At 52.2% G+C, this 17,816-nt stretch carries 20 protein-coding genes and 1 riboswitch; of the genes, 9 read left to right on the forward strand and 11 right to left on the reverse strand.

Going from position 1 to position 17,816, the window contains the following annotated elements; genetic code table 11:
• The first annotated feature begins 56 nt into the window (after positions 1–56).
• The gene (gene kdgR, locus VSR74_RS00555; RefSeq protein WP_347792892.1) at positions 57–848 is read left to right on the forward strand and encodes a DNA-binding transcriptional regulator KdgR; all 792 of its coding nucleotides are present in this window, start codon (positions 57–59) and stop codon (positions 846–848) included.
• 44 nt (positions 849–892) lie between these two features.
• Here the strand turns inward: kdgR and VSR74_RS00560 are convergent, their stop codons facing one another.
• On the reverse strand, positions 893–1,132 hold the full coding sequence (locus VSR74_RS00560; protein WP_347792893.1) for a YobH family protein: 240 nt from the start codon (positions 1,130–1,132) through the stop codon (positions 893–895).
• A gap of 164 nt (positions 1,133–1,296) precedes the next feature.
• Here VSR74_RS00560 and mgrB point away from each other — a divergent pair, with 164 nt between their 5' ends.
• The 6 genes from mgrB to rlmA all read left to right on the forward strand — a co-directional run bounded on the left by mgrB (position 1,297) and on the right by rlmA (position 5,730).
• A complete protein-coding gene (gene mgrB / locus VSR74_RS00565) occupies positions 1,297–1,440 on the forward strand; it encodes a PhoP/PhoQ regulatory lipoprotein MgrB (RefSeq protein ID WP_347792894.1) in 144 nt (47 codons plus the stop codon).
• 73 nt (positions 1,441–1,513) lie between these two features.
• Positions 1,514–1,804 (forward strand): YebO family protein, encoded by a 291-nt coding sequence (locus tag VSR74_RS00570; RefSeq protein WP_347792895.1) that lies wholly within the window; start codon positions 1,514–1,516, stop codon positions 1,802–1,804.
• A gap of 742 nt (positions 1,805–2,546) precedes the next feature.
• Positions 2,547–2,690 carry a DUF2627 domain-containing protein gene (locus tag VSR74_RS00575; RefSeq protein WP_347792896.1) on the forward strand — a complete coding sequence of 48 codons (144 nt, stop codon included), beginning with the start codon at positions 2,547–2,549 and terminating at the stop codon, positions 2,688–2,690.
• Positions 2,691–2,702: 12 nt separating this feature from the next.
• Positions 2,703–2,912, forward strand: coding sequence for a transcription antiterminator/RNA stability regulator CspE (cspE, locus tag VSR74_RS00580; RefSeq protein WP_001062678.1), 210 nt, complete (start codon positions 2,703–2,705; stop codon positions 2,910–2,912).
• Between the two features lie 214 nt (positions 2,913–3,126).
• On the forward strand, positions 3,127–4,869 hold the full coding sequence (gene ftsI / locus VSR74_RS00585) for a peptidoglycan glycosyltransferase FtsI (protein WP_347792897.1): 1,743 nt from the start codon (positions 3,127–3,129) through the stop codon (positions 4,867–4,869).
• A gap of 63 nt (positions 4,870–4,932) precedes the next feature.
• Positions 4,933–5,730, forward strand: coding sequence for a 23S rRNA (guanine(745)-N(1))-methyltransferase (gene rlmA, locus VSR74_RS00590; RefSeq protein WP_347792898.1), 798 nt, complete (start codon positions 4,933–4,935; stop codon positions 5,728–5,730).
• On the opposite strand, the gene mntP is transcribed toward rlmA, so the two are convergent.
• The 5 genes from mntP to manX form a co-directional block, all read right to left on the reverse strand.
• Positions 5,727–6,296 (reverse strand): manganese efflux pump MntP, encoded by a 570-nt coding sequence (gene mntP / locus VSR74_RS00595; RefSeq protein ID WP_347794327.1) that lies wholly within the window; start codon positions 6,294–6,296, stop codon positions 5,727–5,729. The genes rlmA and mntP overlap by 4 nt on opposite strands.
• Positions 6,297–6,403: 107 nt before the next feature.
• Positions 6,404–6,531: riboswitch (yybP-ykoY riboswitch) on the reverse strand.
• Between the two features lie 198 nt (positions 6,532–6,729).
• Positions 6,730–7,188 (reverse strand): DUF986 family protein, encoded by a 459-nt coding sequence (locus tag VSR74_RS00600; protein ID WP_347792899.1) that lies wholly within the window; start codon positions 7,186–7,188, stop codon positions 6,730–6,732.
• A 54-nt stretch (positions 7,189–7,242) separates the two neighbouring features.
• Positions 7,243–8,094: a PTS mannose transporter subunit IID gene (locus VSR74_RS00605; RefSeq protein WP_347792900.1), complete on the reverse strand. Its 852-nt coding sequence runs from the start codon at positions 8,092–8,094 to the stop codon at positions 7,243–7,245.
• A 12-nt stretch (positions 8,095–8,106) separates the two neighbouring features.
• On the reverse strand, positions 8,107–8,907 hold the full coding sequence (gene manY / locus VSR74_RS00610; RefSeq protein WP_347792901.1) for a PTS mannose transporter subunit IIC: 801 nt from the start codon (positions 8,905–8,907) through the stop codon (positions 8,107–8,109).
• 61 nt (positions 8,908–8,968) lie between these two features.
• Positions 8,969–9,922, reverse strand: coding sequence for a PTS mannose transporter subunit IIAB (gene manX / locus VSR74_RS00615; RefSeq protein WP_347792902.1), 954 nt, complete (start codon positions 9,920–9,922; stop codon positions 8,969–8,971).
• Between the two features lie 459 nt (positions 9,923–10,381).
• Between manX and yoaE the strand changes: the two genes are divergently transcribed.
• Entirely contained in the window at positions 10,382–11,941 is a 1,560-nt protein-coding gene (gene yoaE / locus VSR74_RS00620; protein ID WP_347792903.1) for a CNNM family cation transport protein YoaE, read from the forward strand.
• Positions 11,942–11,949: 8 nt separating this feature from the next.
• Here yoaE and VSR74_RS00625 read toward each other — a convergent pair whose 3' ends face one another.
• The 4 genes from VSR74_RS00625 to pabB all read right to left on the reverse strand — a co-directional run bounded on the left by VSR74_RS00625 (position 11,950) and on the right by pabB (position 17,112).
• Positions 11,950–13,524, reverse strand: coding sequence for an EAL domain-containing protein (locus tag VSR74_RS00625; protein WP_347792904.1), 1,575 nt, complete (start codon positions 13,522–13,524; stop codon positions 11,950–11,952).
• Between the two features lie 121 nt (positions 13,525–13,645).
• Positions 13,646–15,010 carry an L-serine ammonia-lyase gene (gene sdaA / locus VSR74_RS00630; protein ID WP_347792905.1) on the reverse strand — a complete coding sequence of 455 codons (1,365 nt, stop codon included), beginning with the start codon at positions 15,008–15,010 and terminating at the stop codon, positions 13,646–13,648.
• Positions 15,011–15,175: 165 nt separating this feature from the next.
• Positions 15,176–15,754, reverse strand: a complete 579-nt coding sequence (locus VSR74_RS00635; protein ID WP_347792906.1) for a CoA pyrophosphatase — start codon at positions 15,752–15,754, stop codon at positions 15,176–15,178.
• Positions 15,755–15,756: 2 nt separating this feature from the next.
• Positions 15,757–17,112: an aminodeoxychorismate synthase component 1 gene (gene pabB / locus VSR74_RS00640; RefSeq protein WP_347792907.1), complete on the reverse strand. Its 1,356-nt coding sequence runs from the start codon at positions 17,110–17,112 to the stop codon at positions 15,757–15,759.
• A gap of 59 nt (positions 17,113–17,171) precedes the next feature.
• Between pabB and VSR74_RS00645 the strand changes: the two genes are divergently transcribed.
• Positions 17,172–17,357, forward strand: a complete 186-nt coding sequence (locus VSR74_RS00645) for a YoaH family protein (RefSeq protein WP_347792908.1) — start codon at positions 17,172–17,174, stop codon at positions 17,355–17,357.
• A gap of 4 nt (positions 17,358–17,361) precedes the next feature.
• Here the strand turns inward: VSR74_RS00645 and VSR74_RS00650 are convergent, their stop codons facing one another.
• On the reverse strand, positions 17,362–17,706 hold the full coding sequence (locus VSR74_RS00650) for a RidA family protein (protein ID WP_347792909.1): 345 nt from the start codon (positions 17,704–17,706) through the stop codon (positions 17,362–17,364).
• Between the last annotated feature and the right edge of the window lie 110 nt (positions 17,707–17,816).

Here is a 17,816-nt window from a genome sequence, read left to right on the forward strand (position 1 = left end):
AAATTATAATAAAAACCGGTTCTATTTTTTATAAAACAGTTGCGATGAGGTGATAAATGGCAGTTGCAGATTTGGATAAACAGCCAGATTCTGTCTCTTCAGTATTGAAGGTTTTTGGCATCCTGCAGGCGCTTGGTGAAGAGCGTGAAATCGGAATTACCGAACTGTCGCAGCGTGTCATGATGTCGAAAAGCACTGTTTATCGCTTTTTGCAGACCATGAAATCATTGGGATACGTAGCCCAGGAAGGGGAATCTGAAAAGTATTCGTTAACGCTTAAGTTGTTCGAATTGGGTGCGCGCGCGTTACAAAACGTCGATTTAATTCGTAGCGCTGATATCCAGATGCGTGAACTCTCTCGCCTGACCAAAGAGACCATTCACCTGGGGGCGCTGGATGAAGACAGTATTGTTTACATTCATAAAATCGATTCGATGTATAACCTGCGTATGTATTCTCGCGTTGGCCGCCGTAACCCGCTGTACAGTACCGCAATTGGTAAAGTGCTGCTGGCCTGGCGTGACCGCAGCGAAGTGCGTGAAATTCTGGAAGATGTGGAATATAAACACAGCACCGACCGCACTATCACCAGTACCGATGCGCTGATGCCTGTGCTCGATCTGGTTCGCCAGCAGGGGTACGGTGAGGATAACGAAGAGCAGGAAGAAGGATTGCGTTGTATCGGTGTGCCGGTATTCGACCGCTTTGGCGTGGTCATCGCCGGGCTGAGTATCTCGTTCCCGACGCTGCGTTTCTCTGAAGAACGTCTGCACGAGTATGTGGCGATGCTGCATACGGCGGCGCGTAAAATCTCAGAGCAATTAGGCTATAACGACTATCCCTTCTGATAGCACGTCAGCATAAAAAACGCCGCGTTTATCGCGGCGTTGTTTTATCCGTTATCGACGACGGTTTCACTTTTTCGCAGTACCGGGCAGTCGGTAAGCCCGATGATCCCACTGTCGGAATGCACATACTGGGCGGTGCTGGTGCCGCGCGCGGTCAGATATTTACACTGCAGGCCCAAACCGCCAGCGTTCTCACTGCTGCCGATCAACACGCCGTATCCACTCAGCAATATGCCAATCCAGACAATTGCCAGTATAATTATTGTTCTGATCGCTATTCTCATGACATCCTCACGTCTTTTTTATCCTGATTATCAGGGTACCTTGTCTTTAAAGCGACACAACTCCATGATTCCTAAAAGCAGATTTTCTTTGTACAGTTAGCCGCTGTTTAAGATACGCGTGTTACCCTGGTCATCTGATAGTGTTACTAGTAGCGGAGTGTGGAGTGAAAAAATTTCGGTGGGTGATACTGATTGTCGTGCTGGCGGCTTGTTTGCTGCTCTGGACTCAGACGCTCAACGTGTTGTGCGACCAGGATGTTCAGTTCTTCAATGGGATCTGCAGTATCAACAAATTCATTCCCTGGTAAAACATTTTTTCCCTTAACGATTTCCTTCCTTAATGCGAGTGGTAGAATGTTCCGTTCCTGTTGAGGTGGTGATATGAGTGATTTGGTAAGTTCTGGGGCGTTAAATCTGGTATCTGTCGTCGTATCTCTCCTGCTGTTGGTGGTGGGGCTGGTATTGTGGTTCTTTGTTAATCGCGCAAGTTCGCGTACCAACGAGCAGATCGAACTGCTCGAAGCGTTGTTGGATCAGCAAAAGCGGCAAAACGCACTGCTGCGTCGACTCTGCGAAGCGAATGAGCCTGAAAAACCGGCTGTCGAAGAGAAAGCTGTTGAAGTAAAAAATGAAGATGAGGATGATTTCATTCGCCTGGTGGCAGAAAGATAATCTTTTCCTCTTACACGCCGGTAAGCTGAAATGCCTGCTGGCGTCCGTGGGTTGCACCGTTGCGGTGCGCCCATCGTCAAACCGGGTTTTACCTGAACCGCCCATCTCCTTTTCTGCCTCTTCTTTCAACCTGACTTTTACTGGCTAGCCCCCTGTCTTCGTATCTGATTGTATTTATAATTATTTTTTTCTGCTGTTAACTGTTTGTTCAAATATCAATCAGTCAAACGTGTGAGTGATGGATATCTAATTTATTTGCCCAATGCCCGGAAAACATTTGCCGTATGGAATTAGCGAAACGTTTTTATTGCGCAACGATGACGTTATGTCATTAAAGTTTCATTATTTTGGTGCAACCTGATCACATTATATTGTTTAGGTTATCCGTGATCGTGGTATAGCGAAACGTTACTTGCTTATAACCGGTTATCAGAATGCATGTTTCATAAATTATGTCAGAAATATTCTAATGATATAAAAAATTGTTGAAACCGCTTCGCTTTTCTGGACGAACTGAAAATGTTGAACTATGGTAAAAAAGTCTTACGATACCGTGGGCTAGGGGAGTCGGAAGACCTTAACAGAGGCGCTGCGCATTACCGTTCGGCGCGTAAATGCGTAGTCGATCAAATGATTGTTGTAGGATTTGTGCGGCTGATCGAGACACGTTTAAAAATGGCTTGCCATTATTAACGTTGTATGTGATAACACGTTTTGGGTTAAACGAGGTACAGTTCTGTCTATGTATGGCATTATCAGTAAAGAAGTCCTGAGTAAACACGTTGACGTTGAATACCGCTTCTCTGCCGAACCTTATATTAGTGCCTCATGCAGTTATGTCTCAGTTTTATCTATGAATGCGCCTGCGGGCGAAAAAACACTCTAAGGAATTTTGCAAATGGCAAAGATTAAAGGTCAAGTTAAGTGGTTCAACGAGTCTAAAGGTTTTGGTTTCATTACTCCTGCTGACGGCAGCAAAGACGTGTTCGTACACTTCTCTGCAATCCAGGGTAATGGTTTCAAAACTCTGGCTGAAGGCCAGAACGTTGAGTTCGAAATTCAGGACGGCCAGAAAGGCCCAGCCGCAGTTAACGTAACTGCAATCTGATTCGACTGCCACTGATGCTTTGATGCGCATGCGCATCATAATCAGCCTTAAAGCCTCGCACTGCGGGGCTTTTTACTTCTATTACTAAATGTTTCTCATATCCCCCCTCGTCGCCCTTTGTTGCAAATCCGCGACCTTATTAGCATTGTTTCGCGATAAATCTCTGAACTATTCCTGTTAAATCAGCCTGTTGCTTTTTAACGCTGGAGTCAGAGTGCAAGATAAATCCCGAGGGAAAAACCCTCACTTTTCCCCTGTCCGTTTTGGCCTGGTGTGTGCCGGAATTCTGAGCTGTATGGGGCTGTTGCTGGCCAGGGTCGCCTGGTTGCAAATTGTCTCCCCCGATAACCTGGTTAAACAGGAAGATATGCGCTCAGTGCGTGAAGAGCCGATTGATGTCCCGCGCGGGATGATTGTTGATCGTGAGAACCGACCGCTGGCGGTCAGTGTACCGGTAAGCGCTATTTGGGTTGACCCGCAAACGTTACTCGAAAAGGGCGGGGTTGGGATTGACGATCGCTGGCAGGCGTTGTCGAAAGCATTGAACCTGCCCCTGGGCGCTTTGCAGGCGCGGATTCATGCCCATCCGCATAGTCGTTTTCTCTATCTGGCGCGTCAGGTTGATCCACAGCAGGCGCAGTGGATTAGTAAGCTGCATCTGCCAGGAATAAACCTGCGCGAAGAGTCGCGTCGCTTTTACCCTGCCGGGCATGTGGCTGCGAATTTGATTGGTTTTACTAACGTCGACGATCAGGGAATTGAAGGCATTGAAAAGAGCTTCAATCGCCAGTTAATTGGCAAGCCGGGTTTGCGGCAGGTGCGCAAAGACAAATTTGGACGAGTCATTGAAAACATTACCGAAGTGGCATCGGTACCGGCTCATAATATCCAGTTGAGTATTGATGAACGCCTGCAAACGGTCACGGAGGATGCGCTGGATAACGCCGTGCGCTGGAATAAAGCTGCCTCGGGGGCGGCCGTATTGGTGAAAATAGACACAGGCGAGATCCTGTCGATGGCCAGTTATCCCGACTACAACCCCAATAATCGTGATAGCGCGACGTTGGATGATTTCCGTAATCGCGCAATCAGCGACACCTTCGAACCGGGGTCAACGGTGAAGCCGCTGGTTATCATGACGGCGCTTCAGCAGGGGATTGTTGCGCCGGACAGCGTTGTCGATACCCACCCCTATACTCTGGATGGCCATCGCATTCGTGATGTCGGTTACTATCCTGAACTGACGCTCACAGGCATTCTGCAGAAATCGAGCGATACCGGCGTATCCCGGTTATCGCTGGCGATGCCGGTGCAAAAACTGTTGAATACCTACACAGCGTTTGGCTTTGGTCAGCCTACCGGGTTGGGATTAACCGGGGAAAGTCAGGGGCTGTTACCGCATCGCCGCTACTGGGGACAACTGGATCGCGCAACGTTCGCTTTCGGCTATGGCTTAATGGTGACGCCGCTACAACTGGCACACGTATACGCGACCATTGGTGGATTTGGCGTGTCGAGGCCGCTGTCCATCACCCGCATCGACCCGCCGGTGATGGGTACCCGGGTTATGCCGGCTGCTCTGGTACATCAGGTCGAACATATGATGGAAAGCGTGGCCTTGCCCGGCGGCGGCGGCGTTAAGGCCGCGGTGCGTGATTATCGCGTGGCGGTCAAAACCGGGACGGCGAAGAAAATTGGCCCTGACGGGAAATATGTCGACAAATATGTCGCCTATACCGCAGGTGTGGCACCTGCGAGTGACCCGAAGTTTGCGCTGGTTGTGGTGATCAACGAACCGCAAAATGGACAGTATTACGGTGGGGCTGTCTCTGCGCCGGTCTTCAGCCAGATAATGGGGGATGTCCTGCGTCTGGAAAACGTGATGCCAGATGGTTTACCGCAGGGCTCTGAGAATTTGATTGTCATGCATTCAGCGGAGAATGCGCCTGCGTTGTAATCCTTCCCACTCAAGGGCGAAAAGCGTTACACTTTCGCCCTTTGAATGATCCCCGGAGTTGTTATGTCCTGGAGTTGCCCGCTCTGCCATGCGCCGCTGAACCGCAGCGGAAATAGCTATTGCTGTCCTCAACGTCACCAGTTTGATGTGGCGAAAGAGGGGTATGTGAATTTATTGCCGGTGCAGCACAAACGTTCCCGCGATCCGGGTGACAGCGCAGAGATGATGCAGGCGCGCCGCGCATTTCTGGATGCCGGGTATTATCAGCCTTTGCGCGATGCGGTTTGTGCGAAACTGGCGGAAATTAAACCGGCACAGTTACTGGATATCGGATGCGGGGAAGGGTATTACACTCACGCCTTTGCCGGGATCGCCGGGCAGACCTGGGGGCTGGATGTCGCGAAAAACGCTGTTCGTGCCGGAGCAAAACGCTATCCGCAGGTGAATTTCTGTGTCGCGTCCAGCCAGCGTCTGCCGTTTGAAGATAACAGCATGGACGTGGTGGTGCGGATTTATGCGCCCTGTAATCCTGAAGAACTGGCGAGGGTAGTAAAACCGGGGGGAAGGGTGATCACCGTGACACCGGGGCCTCGTCACTTAGTTGAGCTGAAGGGGCTTATCTACGATGAGGTTCAACTGCATGCTCCCCACTCTGAAACACTGGCCGGTTTCACTTTGCAAACGCACGACGCACTGGCGTACCCGATGCAGTTGAGCGGTGCACAAGCCGTAACGCTATTGCAGATGACGCCATTTGCCTGGCGCGCAAAGCCTGAAGTATGGGAAGACCTGCAAGGGCGGGCGGTATTTGACTGCCAGACAGATTTTGCTCTGCATGTCTGGCAGCGTCTGGACGATTAACCGGTGAAGTGGCTGTAGAGAATTTCCGCGCCGATACCGATAAGCACAATACCGCCAAGAATTTCGGCCCGTTTGCCCAGCAGCGGGCCAATAAAACGGCCAATCATCATCCCCAGCGTCGACATCGTGAAAGTGGCGCAACCAATTGCCAGCGCCATCACCAGAATATTAACCTGTAAAAACGCCAGGCCAACACCGACCGCCATGGCATCCAGGCTGGTGGCAATCGCCGTCGTCACCAGTAGCCAGAAGCCATGGCGGCGCAGCGGTTCACACTCTTCGTCGTCATTGCCGTTGCGGAAGCCTTCAATAATCATTCGCCCGCCGAGAAACACCAGCAGAACGAAGGCGACCCAGTGACTCCACTCCAGCACGAAACGGCTGGCGAGCATACCCAGACTCCAGCCGATGAGCGGAGTCAGCGTTTCGATAGCGCCAAAGATGAGACCAGTGCGGATGGCTTCAGAGAATTTAGGTTTATGGAGCGTAGCGCCTTTGCCCATCGATGCAGCGAAAGCATCCATCGACATGCCAAGGGCGAGGAGAATAATTGCGTATGCGTTCATCAGAGCGTCCAGACCGGGAATATCCATATGACACACTCCTGCCCCCAGTAAACAGCAGTAAGCGCATCTATGGTCTCGCCTGACGGTTTACACTTCATCAATCAAGCGACCTGTACGCTGGCGGCTTGATTGGTTTGTGTATAAAACAGTCCGTACGTGCCACGTTTTGCAACGAGTATGTTGACACGCACATTTTCAGTAAACTGAAAATCGGCTACTCCCCAACGACGGACGCAACATTAACATATTTTGGGAATGTAAACCAAGAACAGAAAGTGTTATTTCCCGCTCTCAATTGATAACGATTTTCATTTGCAAAATAAAGTAATTAAAAGGTTAATAATTATCGGGTGTGACGAATGGCTAATATAGCCAACGCTATATTTAACGCGCCTGAAAATAGCACGATTATAGCATTGGGTATATTTATAATTTATTGATTTGAAAGTAAAAGGTTGGATATCTTTTCGAGGTCGTCGATATTCTTTACCCGTACCAGCAGACGTCGCTGCTCTAATTGCATCACCAGCACGCCATCTTCAGATAAATTCATCTGTTTCACGCGTGGATATTCAATCCAGATATTGGCGAAAAAGAAACCTTCTGATTTGAAAATAATCTTTGGGCTACGTATCCAGAAGAGATAGAAACCCATTAATGCCAGTACCGATAACAGCCAGGTGGTGATTTGTGCACCATTATTGGTGATGTTGTTATAGATAAGAATGGCCGTCAACCCGACGAAAATCGCGCCGTCGATACGATTGCGGCGCAAAAGGGGAATGGAAAGCAGCGTGGCGCCATGGCGGCGGGGCATGATGAACTGGTCATAGATGGCAAAGGCCAGCAGCGTGATGATGAAGAAAACCAGTACCCAATCCGTGATTGTCATTAAGCCTCCGAATAAAAAAAACCGGGGGCATGAGCCCCCGGTATACAACAGATATTACAGACCCAGCAGACCGATTGCGTAGCCTACGATACCGATGACGAAGAAGCCAACGATGATCCACAGTGGGTTAACTTTCTTACGCAGCAGCCACATGCAGGCGAAGGTCAGCAGCAGCGGAACCAGACCCGGCATCAACTGGTCAAGGATTGTCTGCACCGTGGTCACACGCGTTTGGCCATCCTGACCGGTGATGGTTGACACCACCAGAGGAATGTTGACGTGCGTCCACTTGTTAACCAATGCCCCCATGACAAACAGGCCGAGGATAGAAGCCCCCTCAGTCAGTTTCTGCAGGAAGCCGCCGCCCATATCTTTAACGATATCGATACCTTTGCGGTAGCCGTAAGCCACGCCGTAGTAACGAGTCGCCAGACGCACCATGTTAAACAGGATGAAGAACAGCAGAGGCCCAAGCAGGCTGCCGCTCATCGCGATACCCGCACCCAGTGCCGCAAATACCGGACGCACGGTACCCCAGAAGATCGGGTCACCTACACCAGCCAGCGGCCCCATCAGACCCACTTTGATACCGTTGATGGCAGCATCGTCGATCTCTGCGCCGTTAGCACGTTGTTCTTCCATCGCAAGCGTAACGCCCAGAACCGGTGCCGCAACGTAGGGATGGGTGTTGAAGAACTCCAGGTGACGCTTGATAGCCTGTTTGCGCGCATCGTTGTTCTCAGGATACAGGCGACGGATCGCCGGAACCATGGAGAAGCAGAAGCCCAGCGCCTGCATACGTTCGAAGTTCCATGAACCCTGGAACAGGTTTGAACGAAGGAACACGCCACGGATGTCGCTCGGAGTGAGTTTTTTCTCGGTGGTAGTTTGAGTTGTATCAACCATTTCGCTCACCTGTTAGTCCAGTTCGTTATCAAGGTCGTTCGCGCCAGCAGCCGGGGCCGCAGCACCCGCAACGCGGTTATATTTCGGGCTCAACTGAATGTACAGAATCGCCATTACCGCACCAATCACACCCAGAGCAACCAGGTTGAAGTTGGTGAAGGCAGCGGTTACAAAGCCCAGGTAGAAGAACGGCATCAGGTAGCCTGCACGCATCATGTTGATAACCATGGCGTAACCGACGACAACGATCATACCACCGGCGATGTTCAGGCCGCTGGTAACCACTTCAGGAATGGCGTTCAGCATGTTCTGTACTTCGCTGGTACCCACAGACACCGCCACGATCACTGCCGGGATAGCGATACGCATCGCCTGCAGGAACAGGGAGGAGACGTGGATCCAGGAGAGTGCCGTGAGGTTGCCGTTATCAGCCGCCTTATCCGCCGCGTGCTGGAATGCCACGGTAATGGTACGCACGATGATGGTCAGAACCTGGCCGGCTGCTGCCAGAGGGATTGCCAGCGCGATACCCGCGCCGATGCCCTGATGGCCCGCAATAACCAGAATGGTTGAGATGATAGATGCCAGCGCAGCATCAGGCGCAACTGCCGCACCGATGTTCATCCAGCCCAGAGCGATCATTTCCAGCGTACCACCGATGATAATACCGGTTTTCATGTCGCCGAGAACAATACCGACCAGGGTACAGGCAACGAGTGGTCGGTGGCACTGAAACTCATCAAGGATAGATTCCATACCTGCGATACAGGCAACGATGAATATCAGCACAATTTGAAGAACTGTAATCTCCATTGTACTTCTCCTATAAACGTAAGACTAAAGTGTGAAAGCTGATTGGTCATCAACGAGAGGCTTATTTGCCAATCTTGTTGATCAAATCCATCATTTTCAGTTTCGGATCGTTGGAGACCTTACGGACTTCCAGTTCAATACCGCGGTCGTTCAGTTTTTTGAACGCTTCGATATCTTTCTCATCGACCGAAACGGCGTTATTCACCTGAGTTTTACCCTGACGGAATGCCATACCACCGATGTTGATGGAGGTGAATTTCACACCACCTTCAGCAAGGCGTTCGACATCAGTTGGGTTAGTGAACAACAACATCACTCGTTCACCCGCGTATTTCGGGTTGTTGTAGACGCGAAGCATCTTGGCAACATCAACCACATGCGCGGTTACGCCCGGAGGAGCAACCTGCGTCAGCAGGGTTTTACGTACGGTATCTGCAGCAACTTCATCACTGACAACGATGATGCGGCGGACGTTGGTTTCTTTCGTCCAGCGGGTAGCGACCTGACCGTGGATTAAACGGTCATCGATACGCGCCAGGCCAATGACCATATAGTCATCAGCGCCCATCGGTTTAACCGGTGCCGCGGCAACCGGAGCAGGGGCTGCTTTTTCAACCGGCTGTGCTTTCAGCGCCTTAACGCCTTCACGACCGGTTTCGACGGCAATCGCCACTAACTCATCAAATGATGGGTTGTCATCGCGCGCCATGAGTGTTTCCACTAACATCGGGATGTTGACCCCGGCAATGACTTCATAGTGTTCTTTATCGACGACAATGCGGCTGGCAGCATTGAACGGGCTGCCACCCCATGTATCTACGAGAAACAACACCCCTTTGCTGGTATCAAGTTTCGCCAACTGTGCGTTGTATTTTTCGATCAACGTCTCAGCGTTTTCGCCGGGCACGAAGTCGATCCAACCCACATTCTCCTGCTCGCCCAACAGCATCTCTGCTGTTTTCAGCAGTTGTTCTGCTGCCCAACCATGTGTGCCTATAACAATAGCAATCGTCACTTGCTACCTCCTTTTATTATCGTTGCATCAGGCGGGCTGATGCTTGTTGAAACGATATCGTGACCGAATCGATTCAGATAAGGGTTTGAGAGAGAAAATTTAATAACTGCCGAGAATTATTTTAGATAGTGAAAAAATAATTAATGTGATGAAGATCCGTAATTTAGTTAATGGTGAACAATTATTTTGCGGCGCAAAAAATAATCGTATTTATTGCAAAGTCAGGTAAATCTTTGCCAAATTGTGATTAATCTTTGCTATGTTTAGCTTCCGTTTAATTTTGCAGGAGTAGAGGGCAGCAGCCCAAAGTATGGACCGTCACCGACGCCTTTTCACTTTCACATCGCACATTAGTGCAGTACATCCCGGCCAGCAGCGCCATCAATCCCTTTTGTCCGATATTGTCACGCCTGTGTTTGACAGCGCGATGACGCGTCATTTCGTTAACTGGAGTCGCTCATGGAATTGTTAATGGACCCGTCAATTTGGGCCGGTTTGTTGACGCTTGTCGTCCTGGAAATCGTGCTGGGTATCGATAACCTGGTCTTTATCGCGATCCTTGCGGATAAACTGCCGCCAAAGCAGCGTGATAAAGCCCGCCTGATTGGCTTGTCGCTGGCGCTGATTATGCGTCTTGGCCTGCTTTCGGTTATTTCGTGGATGGTGACGCTCACCGCGCCGCTGTTCAGCGTATGGGATTATTCCTTCTCAGGACGCGACCTGATCATGCTGCTGGGTGGTCTGTTCCTGCTGTTCAAAGCGACAACAGAGCTCCATGAACGGCTGGAAAACCGTCAGCATGACGCCGGACATGGTAAGGGTTACGCCAGTTTCTGGGTGGTGGTGCTGCAAATCGTGGTGCTGGATGCGGTCTTCTCACTTGATGCGGTAATTACTGCGGTCGGGATGGTGAACGATCTGCCTGTCATGATGGCGGCGGTAGTGATCGCAATGGGTGTAATGCTGCTGGCGTCGAAACCGCTGACGCGTTTCGTCAACCAGCATCCGACGGTGGTGGTGCTCTGTCTGAGCTTCCTGCTGATGATTGGTTTGAGCCTTGTGGCGGAAGGTTTCGGATTCCATATTCCGAAAGGTTATCTGTACGCGGCGATTGGATTCTCAATCATCATCGAACTCTTTAACCAGATTGCGCGTCGCAACTTTATTCGCCATCAGTCAACGCAGCCGCTGCGCGCACGCACGGCAGATGCCATTCTGCGCATGATGGGGGGGCGTAAACAGGCCAACCCGCAGCAGGAGAGCGACAGCCAGGCGCCGGTGCCGGTACCTGAAGGCGCGTTTGCGGAAGAAGAACGTTACATGATTAATGGCGTACTGACGCTGGCTTCCCGCTCGCTGCGCAGCATCATGACTCCGCGTGGTGAAATTAGCTGGGTGGATGCCGATCTGAGCAAAGATGAAATTCGTGAACAGCTTCTCTCATCGCCGCATAGTCTGTTCCCGGTGTGTCGTGGCGAACTGGACGAAGTTATCGGTATCGTGCGCGCGAAAGAACTGCTGGTTTCGCTGGAAGCGGATGAAGACGTTGCGGCTATTGCCTCAGCACATCCTGCTATCGTGGTTCCGGATACGCTGGATCCGATTAATCTGCTGGGCGTGCTGCGACGGGCGAAAGGCAGCTTTGTCATTGTGACTAACGAGTTCGGCGTTGTGCAGGGGCTGGTCACGCCGCTGGACGTGCTGGAGGCCATCGCCGGTGAGTTCCCGGATGCCGATGAAACGCCGGAAATTATTGCCGATGGTGACGGCTGGATTGTGAAAGGTGGTGCCGACATCCACGCGCTGCAACAGGCGCTGGGGCTGGATCATCTGGTCAATGATGAAGAGGATATCGCCACCGTGGCAGGGCTGGTGATTGCCGTGAATGGACAAATCCCGAAAGTGGGCGATGTGATTGAACTGGCACCTCTGCAAATCACCATCACTGAGGCCAATAACTACCGTATCGACCAGGTGCGCGTGGTGAAACAGCCGTCAGAGCATGACGAAGAAGAGTAACGAATCGTCTACGGCATAATGGGCGTTGTCGGCCCGTTATGCTCTGCCAGCCACTGGGGGAACTCTTCCAGTGGCATCGGCGGTGCGTAGAGATAACCCTGCAATAAATGGACGCCGTGGCGCTGCAAATAGTTCGCCTGCTCCGGCGTCTCTACCCCTTCCGCAACCAGCTCAATATTCAAACGTTGCCCCAGCGCGATAATGATATCCGTTACCGTCGAGTTCACCGCATCGGTGCCTATGGCGTGGGTAAACGACTTGTCGATTTTCAGCACATCCGGATGCAGTTTTTCCAGCCAGGAGAGGGAGCTATTACCGGTGCCGAAGTCATCAATGGCGAGCTGGATATTTTTACCGTGCAGTGCGCGTAAAAGACCGGCGTTCACGTCGTGCAGCGCATCACGTTCGGTCAGTTCAATGGTCAATTGCACGGTGGGGTTGACGCTGAACCAAAGATTATTGAGGTCTTCAAGCAGAATCTTGTCGTCGCGCAGATGAGCGGCCGCGACGTTAATGCCGATATGGAATTTCGGGTCGGCGGGAAAGCGGTGCAGTTCCTTCGCTGTTTCATTCAGCACATAACGGGTCAACGGGAGAATAAGATTCTTCGCTTCCGCAATCGGTATGAAGACATCGGGTGTAATTGGGCCAAGACGAGGATTGTTCCAGCGTAGCAGGATTTCGACACCATCGCAGCGCTGCGCACGCGTATTCAACAGGGGCTGACAGAAGAGGGTAAATTCCCGCTGGGCAATGCCCATATTGATTTCCCAGGAGAAACTCATTCGCCTGGCGGTAGCAATCCAGGTAATCCAGGCCGCCAGCAGGCCAAATATCAGCGCCAGTGGAAGCCGGCCCGGTAGTTCGCGAAGGGCAAGACGCCAGAACGAAGGGCCGCTTACGACAATGCTGAAAGGAAATGCGCTGGACGCTCGTGTATAGACCCGTTCATCCTCGCGTTGGATAGGCTGTCTGATGATCCCCACGTCTTCTACATACCAGGCGTCATCGATACCCAGACTGACGCGTGTAATCAGCGGTGGAAAAGGGTCGAGCATCATATCGCTGACTAAATCGATATTGATCCCTATGGCGACGCCATCCTGCCCATCCTTTGATGCCGGGAACCACTGCATCAGAACCGGACTTCCTTTGACCAGCGAACGATCTATGGTGAGGAGCAGTTTGGAGTGATTGTCGGCTAAACGCGGCTGTAGCTTCCGCAGCGGAATGCTGCGTTCACCGAAGGCGCTGGAGCAATAGATAATCCCGGATTTAACCAGGAATATTGAACGGACGGTTTTTAAGGCCGCTACCTGCTGACGAAGCTTTAACAGGCTGTTATTACAGGGTTTATCAACCATCGGGAGCAGTGTGTCGCGTTCGTTTTCCACCGCCAGCAGGATTTTATCCAGCGTAGTGACGGCCCGCTGGGTGACGTTTTCAATCTGCTGCTTATTTTCGCTACGCTGTAAAATAAATCCAATAGTCAGCGTGAGCGAAAAGGCTCCCAGCGCCACAAGGGTACAGAGAAGAATACGCTTATGCAGATATCGTTTTACTATCCAGTGTGCAGATTGCATGTTCGATGCTCAATATCGAAAAGACCGATTACGGCAACACCTGCAAGTTTAGCGGTGAGAGCGAAAAAAAGTGAAAGAAAAGAGAGAAATAAATCGCCCATCAGAAGATGGGCGAGGAGTGTTAGTCGCACTGCACTTTAATGGCCAGGCCGCCGCGGGAGGTTTCGCGGTATTTAGCGTTCATATCTTTCCCGGTTTCGTACATCGTTTCGATGACTTTATCGAGAGAAACGCGTGGCTCGCTGGTACGGCGCATCGCCATCCGTGAGGCGTTGATGGCTTTAACAGAGGCGATGGCGTTACGCTCAATGCACGGCACCTGTACCTGACCAGCAACCGGGTCGCAGGTTAAGCCCAGGTTGTGTTCCATTCCGATTTCCGCTGCCACACAGACCTGCTCCGGGCTCGCGCCCAGCAGTTCGGCCAGACCGGCTGCAGCCATTGAACAGGCTACGCCCACTTCCCCCTGACAGCCCACTTCAGCACCAGAAATTGAGGCGTTCATTTTATAGAGCGCGCCAATCGCCCCGGCGGCAAGGAAGTAACGAATGTAGATATCCGGGCTCACGGACTCAATGAAGTGATCGTAGTAGGCCAGTACGGCTGGCACGATCCCGCAGGCGCCGTTGGTGGGCGCAGTCACCACGCGGCCCCCTGCGGCGTTCTCTTCGTTGACCGCCAGCGCAAACATATTCACCCAATCGACCACATTCATTGGATCGTTAGAGAGCTTATCGCTTGCCACCAACAGGCGACGCAGGGCAGAGGCGCGACGAGGGACGCGTAGCGGGCCTGGCAGAACGCCTTCGGTGTTCATCCCGCGATCGATACACGCCTGCATGGTCTGCCATACATTGGCAAAATAGTCTTCAATCTCTTTTTTGCTGTGCAGCGCCAGCTCGTTCTGCATCACCATGCCCGAGAGCGAAAGGCCGGTCTCTTTGCAGTAGTTCAGCATTTCGGTGGCGGAAGCGAATGGGTAAGGCACTTTCACCTCGTCAACTGCCTCTTTACCGAAATGCTCTTCATCCACGATAAAACCGCCGCCGATGGAGTAATAGGTTTTGCTGTAGAGTTCCGTCTCGCCCGCCCAGGCGTGGATTTGCATGCCGTTTTCATGCAGCGGCAGATTGCCGTTGTGGAAGCGCATGCCGTTATCTTTCGGGAAGTCGACTTCTTTACGCCCCTGCGCCAACAGCAGGCGCCCGCGCGCTTCTACGTCGCGGATAAACGCCGGAATGGCATCAATGTCGACCGTTGCAGGCTCGTTGCCCGCAAGGCCCATGATAATGGCGATATCAGTATGGTGACCTTTGCCGGTTAACGAGAGTGAACCGTAGACGTCCACCGCTACACGGGTTACGTCATCAATCAATCCTTTTTCGACCAGGTCATCGACGAACTGCTTACCAGCCTTCATCGGCCCTACAGTATGGGAAGATGAGGGGCCAATCCCCACCTTGAACATGTCGAATATACTAATCACATTGATACTCCTGACAGGGTTGCCGGGTTGTTGCGGCAACGATGTTATAATTGCGCATAGTGTATGAGGGAACCGGATATTCGGCTGAACTATTCACATGAATTAAACTAATGAAACGATCCTGTTTTACTAATGCCGAACATCTCGCTATTACGCTAAGTATAGTCAGGGTTTCAGCCCAACCTGTAACGCCAGCTCACGAATAATGCCGGCAGTCATTCCCCAGACAAAGTAGTGCTGGTACCAGGAAAGCCATACACGATGTGAATCACCGCGGCGATGAATGTCGAGCGGGTGGTAACGGCCCAGCCTTAATGCCTCTGCGAGCGGCATTTCGAATACGGAGGAGACTTCGTCTACGCTTGCGTGATAGTGCAGATTTGGCGGGATCACGCCCACTACCGGAGTCACCTGAAAACCGGTGACGCTGTCTACTGGCGGTAAGATACCGATTACCTCCACGCTTTCCGGTGGGATGGCCACCTCTTCTTGCGCTTCGCGCAGCGCGGCGGCAATTAATGATGCGTCGGTGCTATCGACGGCCCCGCCGGGGAACGCCACCTGACCCGGATGTTTGCGCAACTTAGCCGAGCGTTGGGTCAGTAACAAACCCGGCTCAGGACGTCGAACGATGGGCACCAGCACCGCTGCCTGCCGCTGATTGATAGCCATGCGGTTAGCCTGTGGGCGAAGCAGTTGAAAACGGGAAAGAAAATCATCCAGATTCAATTCAGGGGATGCCATCGTTAAGACTCCAGTTGATGCAGAATACGGTTCACTTTATCAAACGTTTCCTGGTATTCCGCGGCTTCGTGACTGTCTGCCACAATACCACCGCCAGCGGAACAGTAAACCTGGCCGCGCCAGGCCGTCACGGTGCGAATTGTAATGCTGGTATCCATATTGCCGCAGGCGCTCAGATAACCAATGCTGCCGCACCAGGCATTACGGCGCTGCGGCTCCAGTTCATCAATAATTTCCATGGCGCGTACTTTTGGCGCGCCGGTAATGGAACCGCCGGGAAAGGCCGCGCGCAGCAGGTCGCTGGCGTGAAGTGTTTCTGGCAACGTCGCGGTTATGGTGCTGACCAAATGGTGTACTGCAGGGAAAGGCTCGACGACGAACAGTTCCGGTACGCGAACGCTGCCCGGCACCGCCACCCGGCCAATGTCATTGCGCATTAAATCGACAATCATCAGGTTCTCAGCGCGATCCTTCGGCGAGTTCGCCAGACGTTCAGCCTGAGCGGCATCATCATTTGCGTCAGGAAGGCGGGGAAGGGTGCCCTTAATCGGGCGTGTTTGAATCTTCCCCTGTTCGGCAAGAATAAACCGCTCCGGCGAAAGACTTAAAATTGCACCTTCATTGAGCCGGATAAAGGCGCTGAACGGCGCGCGATTGGAGCGGTTAAGCCGGACAAATGCCCGCCACTCATCGCCGTCATAGCTTGCCTGAAAACGCTGGGCCAGATTGACCTGATAGCAGTCGCCGCTGTGCAGATAGTTTTGCACCTGGCGAAACTTTTCTCCGTACTCTTCGCGGCTCATGTTCGCCTGCCACGCAGAGGTGAGCGTGAATGGCCGGCTTTGTTTAACCTGTTGATTTTGCAGCCAGCACAGTCGCTCCTGCGCGTCAGACTGACTCACCAGCGTCACCACTTTGCGCAAGTGATCGACAATCAGCGCCCAGTCATAGATACCAACCGCCATATCGGGCAGATCGATATCCTGCTGTGCCTGCCCGGGGAGGTGCTCAAAACGACGGCCGAGATCGTAGCCAAACAGTCCCAGAGCGCCGCCGGTATAGGGGATATCCGCAATGGTTTCGCTGATGAAGGGGCTGGCATCGAGTTCAGTCTGCAAAAGCGTGAGCGGATCCTGCGTGGATGAGGTATGCTCTGCACCGCGATGAATCGTCGTGATATCCCCCCGCGTTACCAGCGTCGTGCGAGGTTGCGCAACAAGAATGTCAAACCGGCTATGCGGATGGTCGGCAAACCCGGAGTGCAGCAGCATGGCCCACGGCAGGTGGCTTAACGGTGCGAAATAGTGCTCTGCGGCATCCTGTCGCCACGGTAATGTAATCATTGACGGGAGTAACATCTTCCTCAAACCTAGACTGCGTGAAATAATAAGCGCCGATAATGTAGCAGGAGTCAAACATGTTTGCAGGATTACCTTCGCTGAGCCATGAGCAACAGCAACAAGCGGTTGAACGTATCCAGGAGCTGATCTCCCAGGGGATGAGCAGCGGCGAGGCGATTGGCCTGGTCGCCGCCGAGATCCGCGCCAGCCACTCAGGTGAGCGGATCGTGGCGCGGTTTGAAGATGAGGATGAAGAAGAGTAAAGCCTTACACTGCGGCGATAATTTTAATTTCGACCTTATACTCTGCTTTCATCAGTCTGGCCTGCACGGTGCAACGCACCGGCGCATGGCCCGCAACGACCCACTCATCCCACGCTTTATTCATCGCGGCAAAATCATCGCCGTTGGCGAGAAAAATCGTCGCGTCGAGAATTTTGGTTTTATCGCTACCCTGTTTTTGCAAAATAGCGTCAATCTGCGCCAGCGTGTTCGCTGTTTGCGCATAGGCGTCCGCCTGCAGATTTTCCGGCACACCGGTGTAGTAGAGCGTCTGATTGTGGATCACGACATCAGACCAGCGGGCTTCGGCATCAATACGCGTAATCGTCATTGCAGTTTCCTCTGTTGAAATTCCTTTGAGGGCGCAAGAGTGCCATATTGTTATCCAGTCGTCACCCGTTCGACTGGCGAAAGCGCGGGCAGCCTGACATAATCACTGTC

Source organism: Pseudocitrobacter cyperus, assembly GCF_039889165.1.
In the GTDB taxonomy this organism is placed as follows: Bacteria; Pseudomonadota; Gammaproteobacteria; order Enterobacterales; family Enterobacteriaceae; genus Pseudocitrobacter; species Pseudocitrobacter cyperus.

Coding starts and splice junctions, on each gene's coding strand:
- kdgR (WP_347792892.1), top strand. CDS start 57: ATGGCAGTTGCAGATTTGGATAAACAGCCAGATTCTGTCTCTTCAGTA.
- VSR74_RS00560 (WP_347792893.1), bottom strand. CDS start 1,132: ATGAGAATAGCGATCAGAACAATAATTATACTGGCAATTGTCTGGATT.
- VSR74_RS00570 (WP_347792895.1), top strand. CDS start 1,514: ATGAGTGATTTGGTAAGTTCTGGGGCGTTAAATCTGGTATCTGTCGTC.
- VSR74_RS00575 (WP_347792896.1), top strand. CDS start 2,547: ATGTATGGCATTATCAGTAAAGAAGTCCTGAGTAAACACGTTGACGTT.
- cspE (WP_001062678.1), top strand. CDS start 2,703: ATGGCAAAGATTAAAGGTCAAGTTAAGTGGTTCAACGAGTCTAAAGGT.
- rlmA (WP_347792898.1), top strand. CDS start 4,933: ATGTCCTGGAGTTGCCCGCTCTGCCATGCGCCGCTGAACCGCAGCGGA.
- mntP (WP_347794327.1), bottom strand. CDS start 6,296: ATGAACGCATACGCAATTATTCTCCTCGCCCTTGGCATGTCGATGGAT.
- VSR74_RS00600 (WP_347792899.1), bottom strand. CDS start 7,188: ATGACAATCACGGATTGGGTACTGGTTTTCTTCATCATCACGCTGCTG.
- VSR74_RS00605 (WP_347792900.1), bottom strand. CDS start 8,094: ATGGTTGATACAACTCAAACTACCACCGAGAAAAAACTCACTCCGAGC.
- manY (WP_347792901.1), bottom strand. CDS start 8,907: ATGGAGATTACAGTTCTTCAAATTGTGCTGATATTCATCGTTGCCTGT.
- yoaE (WP_347792903.1), top strand. CDS start 10,382: ATGGAATTGTTAATGGACCCGTCAATTTGGGCCGGTTTGTTGACGCTT.
- VSR74_RS00625 (WP_347792904.1), bottom strand. CDS start 13,524: ATGCAATCTGCACACTGGATAGTAAAACGATATCTGCATAAGCGTATT.
- VSR74_RS00635 (WP_347792906.1), bottom strand. CDS start 15,754: ATGGCATCCCCTGAATTGAATCTGGATGATTTTCTTTCCCGTTTTCAA.
- pabB (WP_347792907.1), bottom strand. CDS start 17,112: ATGTTACTCCCGTCAATGATTACATTACCGTGGCGACAGGATGCCGCA.
- VSR74_RS00645 (WP_347792908.1), top strand. CDS start 17,172: ATGTTTGCAGGATTACCTTCGCTGAGCCATGAGCAACAGCAACAAGCG.
- VSR74_RS00650 (WP_347792909.1), bottom strand. CDS start 17,706: ATGACGATTACGCGTATTGATGCCGAAGCCCGCTGGTCTGATGTCGTG.